Annotated in this window: 16 protein-coding genes; 3 read left to right on the top strand and 13 right to left on the bottom strand. The window is 65.3% G+C overall.

All coding sequences use genetic code 11. The features are described from left to right. Positions 1–2: 2 nt before the first annotated feature. The gene (locus tag ACVWYQ_RS00080; protein ID WP_271541083.1) at positions 3–1067 is read left to right on the top strand and encodes a UDP-glucuronic acid decarboxylase family protein; all 1065 of its coding nucleotides are present in this window, start codon (positions 3–5) and stop codon (positions 1065–1067) included. Between the two features lie 49 nt (positions 1068–1116). On the opposite strand, the gene ACVWYQ_RS00075 is transcribed toward ACVWYQ_RS00080, so the two are convergent. Next, positions 1117–3429 carry a TonB-dependent receptor gene (locus ACVWYQ_RS00075; RefSeq protein WP_404542040.1) on the bottom strand — a complete coding sequence of 771 codons (2313 nt, stop codon included), beginning with the start codon at positions 3427–3429 and terminating at the stop codon, positions 1117–1119. Next, entirely contained in the window at positions 3410–4474 is a 1065-nt protein-coding gene (locus ACVWYQ_RS00070) for a HoxN/HupN/NixA family nickel/cobalt transporter (RefSeq protein WP_271541087.1), read from the bottom strand. The genes ACVWYQ_RS00075 and ACVWYQ_RS00070 overlap by 20 nt, the downstream gene beginning before the upstream one ends. A 340-nt stretch (positions 4475–4814) precedes the next feature. Between ACVWYQ_RS00070 and ACVWYQ_RS00065 the strand changes: the two genes are divergently transcribed. Next, positions 4815–5015, top strand: a complete 201-nt coding sequence (locus tag ACVWYQ_RS00065; RefSeq protein WP_036023649.1) for a hypothetical protein — start codon at positions 4815–4817, stop codon at positions 5013–5015. A 15-nt stretch (positions 5016–5030) separates the two neighbouring features. Here ACVWYQ_RS00065 and ACVWYQ_RS00060 read toward each other — a convergent pair whose 3' ends face one another. From ACVWYQ_RS00060 to ACVWYQ_RS00015, 10 genes are all read right to left on the bottom strand, one after another. Next, positions 5031–6032: a formate dehydrogenase subunit gamma gene (locus ACVWYQ_RS00060; protein ID WP_128262429.1), complete on the bottom strand. Its 1002-nt coding sequence runs from the start codon at positions 6030–6032 to the stop codon at positions 5031–5033. A gap of 40 nt (positions 6033–6072) precedes the next feature. Next, entirely contained in the window at positions 6073–6669 is a 597-nt protein-coding gene (gene fdh3B, locus ACVWYQ_RS00055; protein WP_036005105.1) for a formate dehydrogenase FDH3 subunit beta, read from the bottom strand. Between the two features lie 13 nt (positions 6670–6682). After that, positions 6683–9625: a formate dehydrogenase subunit alpha gene (locus ACVWYQ_RS00050; RefSeq protein WP_271541090.1), complete on the bottom strand. Its 2943-nt coding sequence runs from the start codon at positions 9623–9625 to the stop codon at positions 6683–6685. Between the two features lie 13 nt (positions 9626–9638). Beyond that, complete coding sequence (locus ACVWYQ_RS00045) at positions 9639–9848, bottom strand: twin-arginine translocation signal domain-containing protein (protein WP_404542043.1); 210 nt, start codon at positions 9846–9848, stop codon at positions 9639–9641. A gap of 29 nt (positions 9849–9877) precedes the next feature. Then, positions 9878–10657, bottom strand: a complete 780-nt coding sequence (locus ACVWYQ_RS00040) for a molecular chaperone TorD family protein (RefSeq protein WP_404542045.1) — start codon at positions 10655–10657, stop codon at positions 9878–9880. 129 nt (positions 10658–10786) lie between these two features. Continuing rightward, complete coding sequence (locus ACVWYQ_RS00035; protein WP_404542048.1) at positions 10787–11410, bottom strand: DUF3306 domain-containing protein; 624 nt, start codon at positions 11408–11410, stop codon at positions 10787–10789. Then, the gene (locus ACVWYQ_RS00030; RefSeq protein ID WP_404542050.1) at positions 11407–11922 is read right to left on the bottom strand and encodes a DUF3305 domain-containing protein; all 516 of its coding nucleotides are present in this window, start codon (positions 11920–11922) and stop codon (positions 11407–11409) included. The genes ACVWYQ_RS00035 and ACVWYQ_RS00030 overlap by 4 nt, the downstream gene beginning before the upstream one ends. Continuing rightward, entirely contained in the window at positions 11919–12926 is a 1008-nt protein-coding gene (locus tag ACVWYQ_RS00025) for a DUF6352 family protein (RefSeq protein WP_404542052.1), read from the bottom strand. Before ACVWYQ_RS00025 ends, ACVWYQ_RS00030 begins: the two co-directional genes overlap by 4 nt. Then, positions 12923–13462 carry a DUF6505 family protein gene (locus ACVWYQ_RS00020; protein ID WP_338122613.1) on the bottom strand — a complete coding sequence of 180 codons (540 nt, stop codon included), beginning with the start codon at positions 13460–13462 and terminating at the stop codon, positions 12923–12925. Before ACVWYQ_RS00020 ends, ACVWYQ_RS00025 begins: the two co-directional genes overlap by 4 nt. Next, positions 13459–14199, bottom strand: coding sequence for a biotin/lipoate--protein ligase family protein (locus ACVWYQ_RS00015; RefSeq protein WP_456725327.1), 741 nt, complete (start codon positions 14197–14199; stop codon positions 13459–13461). The genes ACVWYQ_RS00020 and ACVWYQ_RS00015 overlap by 4 nt, the downstream gene beginning before the upstream one ends. A gap of 164 nt (positions 14200–14363) precedes the next feature. Here ACVWYQ_RS00015 and ACVWYQ_RS00010 point away from each other — a divergent pair, with 164 nt between their 5' ends. Next, positions 14364–16334 (top strand): 4Fe-4S binding protein, encoded by a 1971-nt coding sequence (locus tag ACVWYQ_RS00010; protein ID WP_456725326.1) that lies wholly within the window; start codon positions 14364–14366, stop codon positions 16332–16334. A gap of 30 nt (positions 16335–16364) precedes the next feature. Here ACVWYQ_RS00010 and ACVWYQ_RS00005 read toward each other — a convergent pair. Beyond that, positions 16365–17023, bottom strand: a 659-nt coding sequence (locus ACVWYQ_RS00005; protein WP_456725325.1) for a c-type cytochrome, incomplete at its 5' end; no start/stop codon positions are given.

The raw sequence follows: 17023 nt of genomic DNA, 5'->3' as shown, positions 1-17023 counted from the left end.
TCATGACGCTCCAGACCCGCATCCACGCATCCCGCCGCTCGCCGACGGTCCTGGTCGCCGGCGGCGCCGGCTTCATCGGATCGCATCTCTGCGACGCGCTCCTGCAACGCGGCAGCATGGTGATCTGCCTGGACAATTTGTTCACGGGAACCACCGACAACATCCGGCCCCTGCTCAACCATCCGAACTTCCGCTTCATCGAGCATGACGTGCGCGATCCCATCGAGATCGAGGGCGGGATCGACCGGATCTACAGCCTCGCCTGCCCGGCATCGCCCCGCCACTATCAAGTCGATCCGGTCGGGACGATGAAAACCTGCGTGCTCGGCTCGATCAACCTGCTCGAGCTTGCACGGCAGAAGGGCGCCCGGATTCTTCAGGCCTCCACCAGCGAGGTCTACGGCGACCCGGAGGTGCATCCGCAGCCGGAATCCTATCTCGGCAACGTCAATCCGGTCGGGCCGCGGGCCTGTTACGACGAAGGCAAGCGGGCCGCGGAGACGCTGATGTTCGACTATCGGCGGATGCACGGGACGGAGATCAAGGTCGCGCGCATCTTCAACACCTACGGGCCGCGCATGCTCGAGAATGACGGCCGCGTCGTCTCCAACTTCATCGTGCAGGCCTTGCGCGGAGAGCCGATCACGATCTACGGCAAGGGCACGCAGACGCGCAGCTTCTGCTTCGTGGACGATCTCGTGCGGGGGCTTCAGCTCCTGATGGAGAGCCCCGCCTCGGTCACCGGCCCATGCAATCTCGGCAATCCGCACGAGGTCACGATCGAGGCCATCGCCCGTGAAGTGCTGGCATGCACCGAATCGGCGTCGCCGCTGCGCTTCGAGCCCCTGCCGAAGGACGATCCCAAGCGCCGCAAGCCCGTGATCGATGCCGCCGAGAAGATTCTGGGATGGCGTCCGCGGGTGGCATTGAAGGACGGCCTTCAAGCGACCATTGCCTATTTCGCGCTCCGTCTGGCCGGGGAAGCGCCAACGCTCGTGCCGGCCATCGCCGGGCGCAGGACCCGCCCTCCAGCCCGCAACCGGCTGACGATGTCCGACCAACGGTGAAGGTCATTGCTTTGGCAGGCTCGCCCGGTAAACCGCTCGCGCAATGAACCTAAAACGTCCCGGCCACAGTGACGCGGAACGTCAGTGGCTCCACCGGATGCAGCACGTAGTCCATCACGCCGTTCTGACAAACGGCCGCCGGTGCGGTGCCTGATGTGCAGAGATTGTAGAGCGTGTCGGTCTTCAACAGCGAGCCATAGGCATAGGTGATCTGGTTCGCTTTGCTGTTGAAGAGGTTGAGCACGTCGAACTGGATGCGCCAGCCGTTCTCGCTGCGGTAGCCGAGCCGCGCGTTGACGAGGCCGGTCGGTCGCGAGCGGAACGCATTGTCCTCGGTCAACGGGCTCGCGCCGATGTAGCGCCAGCGCGCGCTGCCGAACCAGCCGGTCTTCTCGCCGAGCGTTATTCCGGCCGATGCCACCATCGCGGGGGCATTGGGAATGTAGTTGCCAGGCGCATTGCCGATCTGCGCCTCGGGATAGCCGGCGAGCGAGGCATAGACCGCGGCCTGCTCGCCGTCATGGCCGCGGAAGCGCGCATGCGTCATTGCGAGATCGGCATCGATGTCGATCCAGGACCGTGGCCGGTAATGATTGGTCCACTCGAAGCCGTAGCGGCGGCTGGCGCGGGTTGCCGCGGTATCGCCGGCATCGCCGGAGAACAGGATCTCGGAATCCTGGTCCAGGATGAAGAGGCTGAGAGAGCTGTCGAGGCCGGGAATGATCCTGCTGCGAACCCCGACCTCCGCGCCTCTGGTGCGCACCAGGAGCGGCGACGGCGTGAGCCTTGTCGCGGGATCGGTGGGATCTTCCGTCGTGGTCGCACCGCGGGCGTCGTTCGAGTGCATGCCGTAGCCGGCGCCGAGGAAGAATTCGGTCCGTTCGAACGGACCAAGCACCATCCTGAATTTCGGGCTGCCGAGCGCGGCATCGGCGCGGCCGGAATTTGCGGCGTTGAACAGAGAAGTGACGTCGGCGGCGTAATAATCGCCGCGCCAGCCCAACGTCGTCCTGAGCCAGTCGGTCCAGCGCACCGTGTTTTCGGCATAGACCCCGACGCTGCCCTCGCCGACCTTGTCGCTGCGGATATTGCCGATGAAGCCGCGCCGGAACGTATTGGTGAGCGCGAGGTCGATCGCATCATAGCGCGATTGCAGACCGAAAATGGTCTGCATCGGCAGGCCGGCAAAGGAGCCGTTCAGCGTGCGCGAGAGGTTGGCGCCCGTCATCAAGCGGTCGTCGTGCTGGTGGAACTGGTCGCCGAGCACGGGATCGTCGAGGAAGTAAGTGAAATTGTTGAAGAGGTCGAGCTGGCTCTTCACCAGATAGGCGTTGGCCTTCCATGAACCGATGTCGTCGGTCTGCGCGATGCGCCCGGACAGCGCAAAGCGGTTGGCATGACCGCCGTCGCTCGGATCTTCCGAACCGTACCGGCCGAGCAGCCCGCTGGTGATGGCGCGCTGCGGCACCTGGTCGGTCGAATTCCATTTGTTGACGTAGGCCATGCCGGTGACCGACATGCCGTCGGTCGCGGTGCCCTGGCTGTAGCGCACGAGGCCGTTGAGCTTTCGCAATTTGTCCGCATCGTCCCACGGGCCGTCGTAGGTACCGATCTCGCCGGCCACCAGCAGCGAACCGTCGCCAACTTTCGCGGAATCCATGCCGAGCAGACGGCGGTAACCGAAGCCGCCGGCGCTCACCTGCGCCAGCCGCCTTGTGCTGTCGATCAGGCCGATGTGAACGCTTCCGACCGAGGCGAAGTCGCCTTCGTCGGCGAAGTAAGGTCCCTTGCGCACGTCCATTGCGGCGATGGTTTCCGGGATCAGCCAGTTGAGATCGGCATAGCCCTGGCCATGCGCGTGGGTGCGCATGTTGACGGGGACGCCGTCGACGATGATCGCCAGATCGGTGCCGTGGTCGAGATTGTACCCACGCAGGAAATACTGGTTGGCTTTGCCCTCGCCGGAATGCTGCGTCACGATCAGACCGGGCACGGCTTCGAGCGCCTCGCCCGGCCGTGTGAACGGGCGTGCGTTGATCTCGTCGCCGGAGACGGTGATCTCGCTGGCCATGCCGGCTGCGGCCCTTGCACCCGAGCCGGCGCTGCGCGGATCCGACGCCTGCGCCGTCGCGGAAGACACGAAGATGCGGCGGCCGGCCGCGGGCGGTCTGGCGGCACGGCGCGATGCGGCCGTCATCTTGCGCCCGGGCGCGGCGCCGCCACTGACCTCGACCGGCGGCAGTTCGCGTGAGGCGTCATTGCTCTGTGCGAGGGCGCGGCCGTCATCCGCGAGCAGCGCCAAGACCGAGAGTGCCGTCAAAGCGACGCCGTGACGACCGTGCTCAGGCCGCCTCGGTCGCATCGGTGCATTCCAAAACTTTCGTGCCGGCGCGGCGAGGCTCGTTCCCGAACATGCGGCGATAGAGCACGACCGAGACGAGCCATGCGACCGCAAACAGCGCGATCACGACAAAGCCGACATTGGCAAGCGACTCGTTGAGGTCCTCGACCAGCGCCCATGCGCCGCCGGAGAGACCGAGCCGCTCGCCGATCAGGCCGAGCGCTTCGATCCCGCCGATGAACAGTGCAACCGCGACGGAGGCGCCGGTGATCGTGAGGTTGTACCAGAGCTTGCGCAAGGGATCGACGAAGGCCCAGCGATAGGCGCTCACCATCAGCGCGGAATCGGCCGCGTCGACCAGCGCCATGCCTGCAGCGAACAGCGCGGGGAAAACCAGCACATCGGCGAGCGAGGCGCCGCGCGCGGCTTCGCTGGCGGAGATGCTGAGCAGGCTGATCTCCGTTGCGGTGTCGAAGCCGAGGCCGAACAGGAAGCCGAGCGGGTACATGTGCCAGGGCTTCGTGACCAGGCGGAACATCGGGCCGAGCAGCCGGGCCAGAATACCGCGGCTGGCAAGCAGCGCATCGAGCTGCGCAGCATCGTGAACGCCATGCTCCCGCGCCGCGCGAAACGTCCGCCACAGGCCGACGAAAATGACGAGGTTGATCGCGGCAACCGCAAGCAGGAACAGCGCCGAGACTGAGGTGCCGATGAGACCGCCGACCTCCTTGAGCAGGCTGTCGCCGCCAAGGCTCACGACGCCCAGTGCCAGCAGCATGGTCGCCACCACGACAACGGTGGAATGGCCGAGCGCGAAATAGAGGCCGACACTGCGCGGCGTCTCGCCGCCGTGCATCAGCTTGCGCACGACGTTGTCGATCGCGGCAATGTGGTCGGCATCGACGGCGTGACGCAGGCCGAACACCCAGGCCAGCAAGGCGGTCGCCATCACCGTCGGCCGCTCGCCGAACAGCGTGAAGGCCCAGGCCCATGCGGCGATGTTGGCGGCGACGAGCCCGCCAAGCAGCGCCACCGTTCCGGGCTCGACCGCCCGCAAAGTCCGCATCGCTACTCGTTCCATTCGCCCGCCTTTACAGTATGACGTTTATCAAGATTTCTCATACTGACAAGAGCAAGAGCCGGACCAGTTTCGCGCTGATCCCTGACGAGCCGACGGAATGCGAGCCAAATGGCTGGCCTGATGGGGGAATTCCGCCTCAGCGGATCACCGCGCCGATGCGGGATGGGCGCTCGTATTGGCAAGCAGATGTCCAGTTTGACGCCGAAGTTGACTGTCGTCAGGGGAGCTCGGCCCACGGAACCCATCGCTGTGAAGCGGCTCACATCCGATTCGACGATCCGGATGTATTCATCGTGCCGGGTGGAGATGGCAGACGGAGACGCGCATGAAACTCCTCATGCTCTCGCTAATCGCAGCCATGCTTCTCGCCGGTGCGGCCAATAGCGTATTCAGGCCGCATCCAGTGCCTCACTTCGGTCAGCCCGGCATGGCGTCCATTCAAGACATGCAAACGGGACGGGCCGACAAGCTTCCCGAGCAGGAGCTGCAGGACCGCTCCGTTTTGTTTGCGAAAGAGCTGCGGTAGGCGGGCAGGCTCGCTTTATTCGGCCGCTGCGGTCGCGGGTTGCCGCTGCCCGTCGTTCGGTCCCGTTCGCGCCATCTGCTCGTCGAGCCAGAGGCTGTGGTGCTCGCGCGCCCAGTTGACGTCGACTTCGCCCGAGCCCATGGCCGCGAACGCACCTTCCATGCCGATGGTGCCGATATAGATGTGCCCGATCATCGCCGCGACGAACAGGACCGCCACAATGGAGTGGACGATCTGGGCCATCTGCATGCTTTCGATACCCGTGCCGTAGAACGGGAACATCAGCGCATAGCCGCTCGCCGCGACGAGCCCACCACCGATCACGACGATCCAGTAGATCATTTTCTGGCCGCCATTGAAGCGATTGGCCGGCGGATGGTCATGCCCGATCAGGCCGCCACCCCGCTTGGCCCATTCGATATCCACCTTGCTGGGAATGTTGCCGCCGATCCACATCAGGAAGATCAGGACGACCCCCAGCGTGAACGGGAAACTCAGATAATTGTGGGCGTATTTGGCCCATTGCGACCATTCGGAAAAGGCCTCGAAACCGATCAGCGGCAATAGCAGTTGCCGGCCAAAGGTGACGTTGAGGCCAGAGATCGCCAGGATGATGAAGCAGGTTGCCGTCATCCAGTGCACGAAACGTTCGAAACCGTTGAAGCGCACGATGGTGCGGCCCGAGCGGCCGCTTTCCAGTCGAACCATGCCGCGGGTGAGATAGAAGATCATGATCAGGGCGATCATGCCGATGATGGCAACGCCGCCGATCCAGGGCAGCGTCACCATGCGGAATTCCCGCCATTCCCGCCCCTGCGGCTGCTCGAGAACGCCGGACCGCTGATCCGGAATGCTGACACGCCCTTGAATCCGGTTCAGCTCCTGCAGAAGCTGCTGCTCCTTGACCGCGCTTGCAGTCGGATTGACCTGCTGAGCACTCGCAGGCGCCGCCATCGCCAAGAGAAGCAGCGTGCAAACGCCGAACGCCAGGCGAATGAACCTTCCAAATGACGCCATCACGTCCTCCCCGGTATTTGCGCGCCCTTCTGTTGCCACCTCAGGACTCGATCGCCTCGCGATATGCGGTCTTCCAGCCCCACGCACCGGAGCCGTAGCCGCGCTTCATGACGCGCTCCTTGTAGATCTGCGCGATGATCTCGCCGTCGCCCGCAAGCAACGATTTGGTCGAGCACATTTCCGCGCAGAGCGGCAGCTTGCCTTCGGCCAGCCGGTTCGCACCGTATTTCGCGTATTCCTCCTTGCTGCCGTCGGCCTCCGGGCCGCCGGCGCAATAGGTGCACTTGTCCATCTTGCCCCGCGAGCCGAAGTTTCCGACCTTTGGATATTGCGGCGCGCCGAACGGACAGGCGTAGAAGCAATAGCCGCAGCCGATACAGAGGTCCTTGGAGTGCAGCACCACGGCATCGGCCGTGGTGTAGAAGCAGTTCACCGGACACACCGCCGCGCAGGGCGCGTCCGTGCAGTGCATGCAGGCCATCGAGATCGAGCGCTCGCCCGGCTTGCCGTCGTTGATGGTGACGACACGCCGCCGGTTGATGCCCCAGGGCACCTCGTGCTCGTTCTTGCAGGCGGTGACGCAGGCGTTGCACTCGATGCAGCGATCAGCGTCGCAGAGAAATTTCATCCGAGCCATGTGCGTGCTCCTCTCAGGCTGCGACGATCTGACAAAGGGTGACCTTCGGCTCCTGCATGCCGGTTGCAGGATCGTAGCCGTAGCTCGTGATCGTGTTGGCGCTCTCGCCCAGCACGATCGGGTCGGTGCCGGCAGGATAGTTCTTGCGCAGGTCGTTACCGCCGAGCCAGCCGCCGAAATGGAACGGCATCCAGGCGACGCCCTTGCCGACGCGTTCGGTCACCATCGCCTTCATCTTGGCCCGCGAGTTGTTCTCAGCGCCGCTCACCCAGACCCAGCCGCCGTCCTTGATGCCGCGGTCAGCGGCATCAGCCGGGCTGATCTCGATGAACATGTCCTGTTGCAATTCGGCGAGCCACGGATTGGTGCGGGTTTCCTCGCCGCCGCCTTCGTATTCGACGAGACGTCCGGAGGAGAGGATCAGCGGGAACTGCTTGGCGATCCCCTTCTCCACCGCCGCCTTCTGCACCGAGAAGCCGATGTTGGGCAGACGGAACTGCTTGGCATCGGGCAAGGTCGGATACTTCTCGACGAGGTCGACGCGCGGCGTGTAGATCGGCTCGCGGTGCACCGGGATCGGATCCGGTAGACCGAACGCATTCATGCGCGCCTTGCCGTTGCCGAAGGGCACGCAGCCATGCTTCAGCGCGACGCGCTGGATGCCGCCGGAGAGGTCGAGCGCCCAAGACACCGCATCCGGATTGGCCGGGTTGACCCGCTGGATGGTCGCCATCTCGGCCTCGGTGAGATCCGTGTCCCAACCGAGCTTCTTCAGGCTCGCCAGCGTGAACTCGGGATAGCCGTCCTCGATCTCCGATCCCTTGGAGAAAGACTTGTCGGCGAGCAGGCTCACCTTCCGCGTCGTGCCGTCGGGCAGCTTCTCCTCGCGCTCGATGCCGAAGCGCGGACGGAATGCGCCGCCGCCGTCCATGACGTGCAGATTGTTGTTGTAGAGCAGCGGCGAGCCGGGATGCTTCACCTCGGGCGAACCCCAGCACGGCCAAGGCAGGCCGTAATAATCGCCGCCGACTTCCGGATCGTCCTTGGGCGCGCGCATCGTCACCAGGTCGAACTTGTGCTGGTTCTTCATATGCGCCTTGATGCGCTCCGGCGACTGGCCGCAATAACCGGTCGACCAGCTTCCACGGTTGATCTCGCGCAGCACGTCCTCGGGGACCGGAAGATTGTTCTCGACCTTGATGTTCTTGAACATCTTGTCGGCGAAGCCGAACTTCTTCGCCAGCAGATAGATGATCTCGAGGTCGTCCTTGGATTCGAAGATCGGCTTGACGATCTGCTCGCCCCATTGCATCGAGCGGTTGGAGGCGACGCGCGATCCCGCGCATTCGAACTGCGTCGCCACGGGCAGGATATAGACGCCGTCCTTGCGCCCGGCCTCGACCGCCAGAGACGCCCAGGTGGTCGGGTGCGGATCGGCGATCACCAGCAGCTCGAGCGCCTTCAGGCCTTTCAGCGATTCGGGAATGCGCGTGATGCTGTTGCTGGCATGGCCTTGCACGAACACGGCCTTGACGTTGTCCTTCTGTGCGACGTCGGCCTTCGGCAACAGCGCGGCATCGAACCAGCGCGTCAGCGGGATGCCTGGCGTCTCCATCTGCTTCTTCTCGTCGAAGCGCGAGACGAGATAGTCGTAGTCGACCTCCCAGACCCGGGACCAGTGCTTCCAGGCGCCCTCCGCGAGGCCGTAGTAGAACGGCAACGTCACGATATCGAGCCCGACATCGGTCGCGCCCTGCACGTTGTCATGGCCGCGCAGGATGTTGGCGCCGGCCCCGGCCTTGCCGACGTTGCCCGTCATCAGCAGCGCGATGCAGCTCGCCCGCACGTTGGCGGTGCCGACGGTGTGCTGGGTCTGGCCCATGCACCAGATGATGGTCGCGGGCTTGACCGTCGCGAATGTCTTGGCGACGCGCTCGAGCTGCGCGGCGGGCACACCGGTGACGCGCTCGACCTCCTGCGGATTCCATTTCTCGACCTCCTTGCGCAGGTCGTCGAAGCCGTAGACGCGCTGGGCAATGAATTCCTTGTCCTCCCAGCCGTTCTTCAGGATGTGCCACATCATGCCGTAGAGCACCGGAATGTCGGTGCCGGGACGGATGCGGACATATTCGGTGGCATGTGCCGCGGTGCGGGTCAGGCGCGGATCGAAGACGATGAAATTCGCCTTGTTGAGCTCCTTGGATTCGAGCAGGTGCTGCATGCTGACCGGATGCGCTTCCGCCGCGTTGCTGCCGATGAACAGCATCGTCTTGGAGTTGCGCATGTCGTTGATGCTGTTCGTCATCGCGCCATAGCCCCAGGTATTGGCGACGCCGGTGACGGTGGTGGAGTGGCAGATCCGCGCCTGGTGATCGGTGTTGTTGGTGCCCCAGAACGCGCCGAGCTTGCGGAACAGGTAGGCTCCTTCGTTGGTCATCTTGGCCGAGCCGAGCCAATAGACGGAATCGCTGCCCGACTTTTCGCGAACCTGCAGCAGCTTGTCGCCGATCTCGTTCACCGCCGTGTCCCACGACACGCGCGTCCACTGCCCGTTCACCAGCTTCATCGGATAGCGCAGGCGGCGATCGCTATGCACGAGCTCGCGCACCGAGGCGCCCTTGGCGCAATGCGAGCCACGGTTGATCGGCGAATCCCAGCTCGGTTCCTGCCCGATCCAGACTCCGTTGAGGACTTCCGCCGTCACCGTGCAGCCCACGGCACAATGCGTGCAGATGCTCTTCTTGACGGTGGCGCCGGCCGCGAGCGGGCCGGCGGCGGCCGCCTCCGCCTTTCGCACGTTGCCGACCGGTATGGCCCCGAGCGCGGCGAGCGCGCCGCCGGCCAGACCGGATTTGCGCAGGAATGTGCGGCGATCAAGTCCCCCGCCCTGCCCCGCAAGGGATTCGGCGACGGAACCGCGGCGATCGGAACGCTGGTGTGTTCGCTTGATAAGCACGGCAGCCTCCCTCTCAGGCCGGATAACGATTGACGCGGTAGAACGTCTTCACGTGATCGGATTCCTTGTAGCGCGCCTTGCGCTTCTCATCGTTGGTTTCATTGTCGGCCTGGGCGGACCCGACCAACGGTGTCGCAAGCGCCGCGCCGGCACCGGCGGTACCCAAGCCGACCTTGCGCAGGAAATCGCGGCGTCCGACCTTTGCTTTCGTCTCGTCACTCATCGCATCTCTCCCGGACCGAAGCGCCTCGGTCAGCTGGCGAATGTAAATGCTTCCGTCTCGATTTCGATGAAACTGCGGCCGAGCGCGCCGACTGCGCGATAGAAACGGGCAGTCCCCGCGTTCTCGATGTCGGCGAACAACCGCCCCATCCATGGCGACACGTGCTTTTCGAAGAAGGCGCGCTGCGCCTCGTGCGAGGCATCGAAGCGGCCATCGGCAAGGCCCGACATGATCTCGCACAAGATGGCGGCGTGATCTTCGGGTTCGGAATCGTTGGCGATACGCTCGATGCCGAGCGTCATCAGGTCGCCGCGCAGGCGCGACAAGGGCCGTTCGTTGAGAAAGCCCGTGAGATAATAGGAAGCATAGGGCAGCAATTCACCGCGGCCGAGCCCGACAAACAAATCGAAATACTCCCGCTCGACCTTCGCTGGGACGGCGTTCGAGGCGGCCTCGGCAAGCGCCGCATGCGCGCGCCCGAGCGGCGTCGCGTCTCCGCTGAGCGCGGCGAGCTGATCGAGCAGGCGCTTCGACGGAGGCGCAGACAGCAGCACCGCGAGCAAGGCGTATTCCTGCGCGCGCGCCGCATCGATGGAATCGAAGAGTTCGGCGGAGCCGGCTGGCTCACCGTAAAGATCGGGCCGCAGATCGTTTCGGGAGACGCCGGTCGCCGTTTCGACTGCAACCACCCGTTGTGCGGGCACACGGGTCCAATTCGACACGGAGGGCTGGCTAATGCCTATTTTGCGTGCAAGCTGAGCGATGCCGCCTGCGGCATCGATCGCTCGATCAAGCCCGTCATCCCGCACGTGGACCTCCCATCCAAGTCCCGTCTGCTCGATTATCGCTTTTGTTACAAAGCAGTAGGTAGCGTAATCCGGGTTCCTGCAACGGTCAATCGCCTGCCATAGCCTGTCCCTATAGCCTTTGGTCGTGGGTCAGCGCGGCAGTGCACCACCATGCGTGCGGGACCTCACCGGCTCCGCAGAATCCACGGGTCTGTCACCCACTGTCGGTTGCACTGCAGCAGGGATTGCCAGGTGCCGCGTCTCATCGGGCGGCTCAACGACATTGGAAACAAGTGCCACATCGGCTTGATGCGATTCCGCCGGAGAATCCGCCGGTTCGATCGATGCCTCGGCAAGAGACTGGGCCGCAGACTGAGCCGCCTCGCGCACGCCGCCGACGATGCGATCGACCAGTGCTGCCAGTTCCTCCGAGGAGCAATCCAGCGGGCCAAATCCCGGCATCGCCGTCGGGTCGTTGAAGTCCCATGCATTCTCCGCAAGCCCGACGAAGTCGCGAATCGCGGGATCGGTCGCCCAAGCGCGGCGAAGGGCCGCACGGCTCAACTCCCGAGGAATCCCCTTGCCGAGGAAAGCCGTGATGTCGGTGGCAGCATTGATCTCGTCGATCGAGGGCAGACTCGATAGGTCGAATTCAGTCTCGTCACCTTTTGATTCGGGCGGCGGCGCGGGCTGCGCCGGGGCAGGCTTTGCCGGCTCCGCTCGCGATTGCTGTTTGCGGCGGGACCAACGCGCAAGGAAGTCCTCCTCACTCATTCCTGTCCGCCTTCATGTTCGCGCCGCGCCAGCGCCTCCGGGTCGGCACGGCGCCGCTTGCGCTTGACGAACTCCCGCTCGACATGGTGCTCGGCCACGAAGCTTTCAATCGCTTCGCGCAGCACCTCCGGCATCGGCACGGCCTCGACGAGATTGTCGGCGGCTTCGGTACAGCCTTCGCCCTCGGCGGGGTCGGCGGTCACCGCGGTGACGGTATAGGGCCAGGCGCCTTCCGCGGGCGACAGCACGACCCAGATGCTCGGACCGCCGGAGGCGAGATTGTCGCGATAGCGCGCCGTCTCCGACGGATAGAGATCGATGGTCGCGCTTCCGGCATAGAACAGGGTCGTGCCGTCCTGCTCGCGAAGCACGGTCCAGGGTTGGGTCGACGGCTCGTCCGGCAGGACGGCAATTCCGCGCCAGATGAAATCGACCCAAGGCGAGTCGGCCTTGCGCCGCTCGACCACGACGCCGACGGCAATCGAGAGGGACGGCAATGCCGCGGGGCTCATGTCGCCATCTCCAGCCGCTTCACCGGCAACCCGGTCACCAGATTCTGTGGCTTCATCCGCAGCTTCTGATCCGCCGTCATCGATAGGATCAGGTAGACCGGCTCACCCCCGACATCGTCGAGGGCACGGCTGGAATCCGCAAACGTCAGCCGGAACAGCGCGAGCACACGGTCGGCGTCGCGCTCGCCGAGCTCTTCGCCGTGCCACAGACGGTCGCCGAGCCTCGTGGCATCGGCATCGAGCCCGACATACCAGGTCAGCTTCGCCTCGTGCAGCGCCCGTAGCGGCTCGATCACGACATCGATGCCGAGCAGATGGGAGACCCAACGCGTCATCGCCTGCGCCAGCGCTACAGGTCCGCGGCCATCGGCGGTCAGGTCGAGGGCCATGTCGAACTGGTCGCTCCGGTGCCAATAGGCCTCGGCATTCTCCTCGCCCAACACCTCGACCACCGCATCGGTGGTAGCGCCGAGCATCGACATCAGCGAGAGCACCGGGGTCGGGCTCCGGCCGCCGACGACCTCCTCGTCTCCCAGCAACAAAGCGTGCTCATGTGGGAGAACGCGCTGGATCCGGAAGAACAATTCGGCCGCGCGCAGCACGAACGGGTCGTCGCAGCCGTCGAGCGCGTTGCGCAGGATGACGTGCACGAGCTGGTTGACGAACAGCGGCGGCAGATCGTTCGCCCCTGAGCGCACCCAGGCAAGATAGGCGGCTTCGAGCGTCGGATGCCGCAGCAGAAGATCGCGGAACGCCAGCACGAACTGCCAATTCTCCCTGGCATCCGCATCGGCAATCGCGGCGATCTCGCCGGCGCCGACGGCCTGGCGCGGGTCAGCGAGCAAATCGCGGTGCAGCCGGCGTTCGACCGGGCACGCGTCGTCCGGCGGCATCAGCTCGGGACGGGCAAAATAGGCTTTGAGAAATTCGTCCGTGACACGCAGGCCGCCGCCCTCGTCGCGATCGAGCAGATGATGACCACAGGCGATCCAGAAATCGTTCATCGGACGGTCGGCTCCCGGCCGAGATCCGCAAGCCTGAGATCGCCGTCCGGCTGGACGTCGTCCTCCATCTCCATGAACGAGAACGCCTTGCCATGCCCCTGCCCTTCCCGGAGCTGCAGCCGGCGGAACGACTCGCGGACCTCCCCGTCGCTCGAGGTGCGGTGCACTGCAATAAGCGAGCTGATGGGATGGCTGCAGAGCGACTGGGCGAAAGCGACCTCCTCTTCCGCGGCCGTTTTCGCCGCCGCCATATCCGGCGCGCCGAAACGATCGACCAATTGCCTCGCCAGCAGATCGACCAGGCCGTGGTAATCGTCGGCGGTCGCCGGAACGATCTGCGCCAGCGTCGACCAGCCCCAGGATTGCACCCCGAGGAAACCACCGCGAAACGCCGCGCGGGCCTTGCCCTCGAGCTTCGCGCCATCGCAATCCCAGAAGCGGAAGGCGCCGGAGACGGCCCATTCGCCCGGCTCTGCCGCCACGTCGAACACGAAGGTGTCGGAGGGATCGAGCGCGATCGTGCGCAGGAGTTTCACAGGCGCGGTCCTCCGAGGGCCGGATCGAGCCAGGACGGCGCCGCGAGCGCCCGGACCAGATCGCTCCGTTCGATCGTCTCCGTCCCGATGCGGCGCGTCAGGAGGTCGCCGCAATCATCGATGCGTTGCACTGTCTGCCTCTCACGCGGCATTCGCGTGAGATAGTCGCGCGCGACGCTGTCGAAGCCGTCGACCCGCCAGCCGTCCAGCGCCAGCATCAGGTGCCGGGCGAAGCTTTCCGTGATCTGCGCCGCGCCCGCCTCGCCAAAGCCTTCCTGGTCAAGCGCCGAGGCCAGCGGGTGGACGCCTGGATCGTCATCGTTCATGGCAACCGTCCGTATCATGGCGCCGAAGACCAGCCAGGGCGGCGGCGCGTCCTCGTCAGCTCCGGAACACCAACCCATCCGTCCGCCGCCGACCAGCCCCCCGTCGATCCTGACCGCATCCGGCCAGCCGATCGTGATCGGCTTGCTCGGCGGTGCATAGGCGCGAAGCGCGTCGGTGAGCGCGACCATGCCTGCGTAGAACGCACGCCGCGCACTGCGCAACGGCTCGGCCGGCTCGAGCACCACGGCGAACTCGGCGAGGTCGAAGCGGCCGACATAGACGAGCGTTCCGGCGCCGCTCTCCGGTGCGATGCGGCATGCATGGGCAAAAGCGTCGCCGCTCTCGCGCAATCGCACCAATGTGAACGGCGGCGGCAGGTGGATCGGTTCCGCCGCGGAAACATGGCTCACTGGGATCGACGGCAGGCCGTCCTCCACTTTCCTTTTCTTCCCGATGGATAATGTCTATACGAGGCGGAGGGCCGGCGCGAGTCCGACGTCGTCGTCCGAAAGGCGGAGGAGTTAACCTGGAGCAGCCGTCGAAGACCATCCTGATCTGCTCGTGCGAAGACACGATGCGCCTCGACGTGGCTGCGATCCGGCGCGCATGTCCGAACAGCGAGGTCAAGAGCTTCCGCCACCTCTGCGGGGCGGAGCTCGATCATTTCCGCAACATGGCCGCGACAGAAGGCGAGTTGACGGTCGCCTGCACGCAGCAGGCGGCGCAATTTTCGGACGAGGCCGGCGAGCGGCCTGATGCGATCGGCTTCGTCAATATCCGCGAGACGGCCGGCTGGTCCCGCGACGGCGCGCACGCCGGCGCAAAAATGGCCGCTCTGCTTGCATCCGCCTCCATCCCCGCCCCGGACTATCCTCTCGTCACCTTGTCGAGCGAGGGCGTCATCCTGATCTACGGGCGCAATGAGGCCGCGATCGAGGCCGGCCGCCTGCTTGCCGATCACCTCGACGTCACCGTGATGCTGAAGCAGCTCGATGACACGGTGCCGCCGGTTGCCACGGTGTTCCCGATCGTGAAGGGCACGATCCGCTCCGCGAAGGGACATTTCGGCGCATTCGAACTTGTCATCGACGATTATGCGCGTCCCCGCCCCTCCTCGCGCGATCGCTTTGTGCTCGACCCGCCGCGAAGCGGGGTCACCTCGCGCTGCGATATCGTGCTCGATCTTTCCGGCGGTCCGCCACTGTTTCCCGCCCACGACCTGCGCGACGGCTATCTCCGCGCCGACGCGAAAGATCCCGCCGCGGTGCTGCGCGCCGTGCTGACCGCGCGCGATCTCGTCGGCAGCTTCGACAAGCCGAAGTATGTCGAGGTTGCGCCCGCGCTTTGCGCCCATTCGCGCTCGAAGCGCACGGGCTGCCATCGCTGTCTCGATCTTTGCCCGACCGGGGCGATCATGCCCGTCGGCGATCATGTCGCAATTGATCCGAATATCTGCGCGGGCTGCGGCCAATGCGCGGCGGCCTGCCCGACCAGCGCGGTCTCCTACGCGCTGCCGCCCGCCGATACGCAGCTCCATAAAGTTCGCGCCATGCTGCTCGCCTATCGCGAGGCCGGCGGCGCCAATGCGGTGCTGCTCTTTCACGACAGCCCGCACGGCACGCCGTTGATCGACGCCCTCGCGCGGCATGGCGACGGCCTGCCGGCGAACGTGCTTCCCTTTGCCGTCAACGAGCTCACGCAGGTCGGGCTGGAGGCGATCGTCGGCGCCTTCGCCTATGGCGTCTCTGCCGTGCGCTTCCTGCTCCGTGGCAAGTCGCGCCACGACGTGACCGGATTGACGCAGACGATCGCGATGGCTGAGGCGATCCTCGGCGGCCTTGGATTTGCGGGCCGTCGCCTCGCCACCGTCGAAACCGACGATCCCGACGCGCTCGGCGCGCATTTGACTGATATCGGCACGCTCGCCGCGGTCCCGACGCCGGCAACTTTCAAGACCGTCGGCAAGCGGCGCGACCTCTTGCGGTTCGCCCTCAGCGAGCTGCACCGGCTGGCGCCGCAGCCGGTCGACGTCATCGCGCTGCCGCAAGGTGCGCCGGTCGGCGCAATCAGCGTCGAGACCGATGGCTGCACGTTGTGCCTGTCCTGCGTCTCGGCCTGCCCGACCGGCGCATTGCGCGACGATCCCGAGCGGCCGGTGCTGAAATTCATCGAGGATGCCTGCGTGCAGTGCGGCCTGTGCCAGAGCACCTGTCCGGAAAAGGTCATCAGCCTCAAGCCGCAGATCGATTTCCGGGCGGCACGCGCGCCTGCCGTTGTCATCAAGGAAGAGGAGCCCGCGCTCTGCGTCCGCTGCGGCACGCCCTTCGGCGTCAAGAGCACGATCGAACGCATCGCCGCCAAGCTCGAAGGCCGGCACTGGATGTATCCGGCCGGCGACAAGCGAATCGAGGCGCTCAGGATGTGCGCGGACTGCCGCGTCGTGGTCATGAGCGAACAGCAATTCGATCCGTTCAAGGGCGTTCCGGAACGAACGCCGCCGCGAACGACGGATGACTATCTCCGCGAACGCAACGGCAAGGACTAAAGCGGACGCCGTCGAATCGGCGCAATGCAATCATCTCGACGTCGCGCGGCCCAGAAAGTCGGTCAGCGCGCGCCGGTCCTCGGCCGAGCCGATGCGCTGCTCCGGCATCTTCGTGCCGGGGGTGTAGGCATTCGGCCCGATTTCGAACAATCGTGCGACGGTTTCCGGCGTCCAGACGATGTCCATCGTCTTCAGTGCATCAGAGAAGCGATATCCCGGCACCGAAGCGATCTTGCGGCCGTAGAGTCCCGCAAGCGTGGGACCCGCACGCTGCACCTCCTTGTCCGAGAGCGTGTGGCAGGCAACACAGGCCCGAAACACATCGGCGCCGTGATCACCGGCATAGGCCGCAAGCGGGTCGGCCGGTGTGCCGATCAGGCTTGAACCGATGGGATTGCCGGTGCGGGCATTCCAGCGCCTGATTCTGCCGTCCGCACCACCCGTCATCAGTGTCTCGCGATCGGCAAGGAAGGCGACCGCCCACACCGGCAGCCCGGGCCCAACCAGGGTGCGCAGCAGGTTGCGCGACTTGCGATCGATGATCGCCACCGTGCCGCCGATCCCGGCCGCAGCGATCAGCGCACCGTCCGCCGACATGGCCAAGGCCACCACCGGCGTCGGACTGGCCGCGACTTCGCCGCTGACCTTGCCGTCCGTTGTCAGCATGCGCAGCCTGCCATCGACCGCGC

The organism is Bradyrhizobium sp. USDA 3397 (assembly GCF_054060965.1).
The sequence above is the reverse complement of the archived record's forward strand: the minus strand, read 5'-3'. Positions and strand labels throughout refer to the sequence as shown.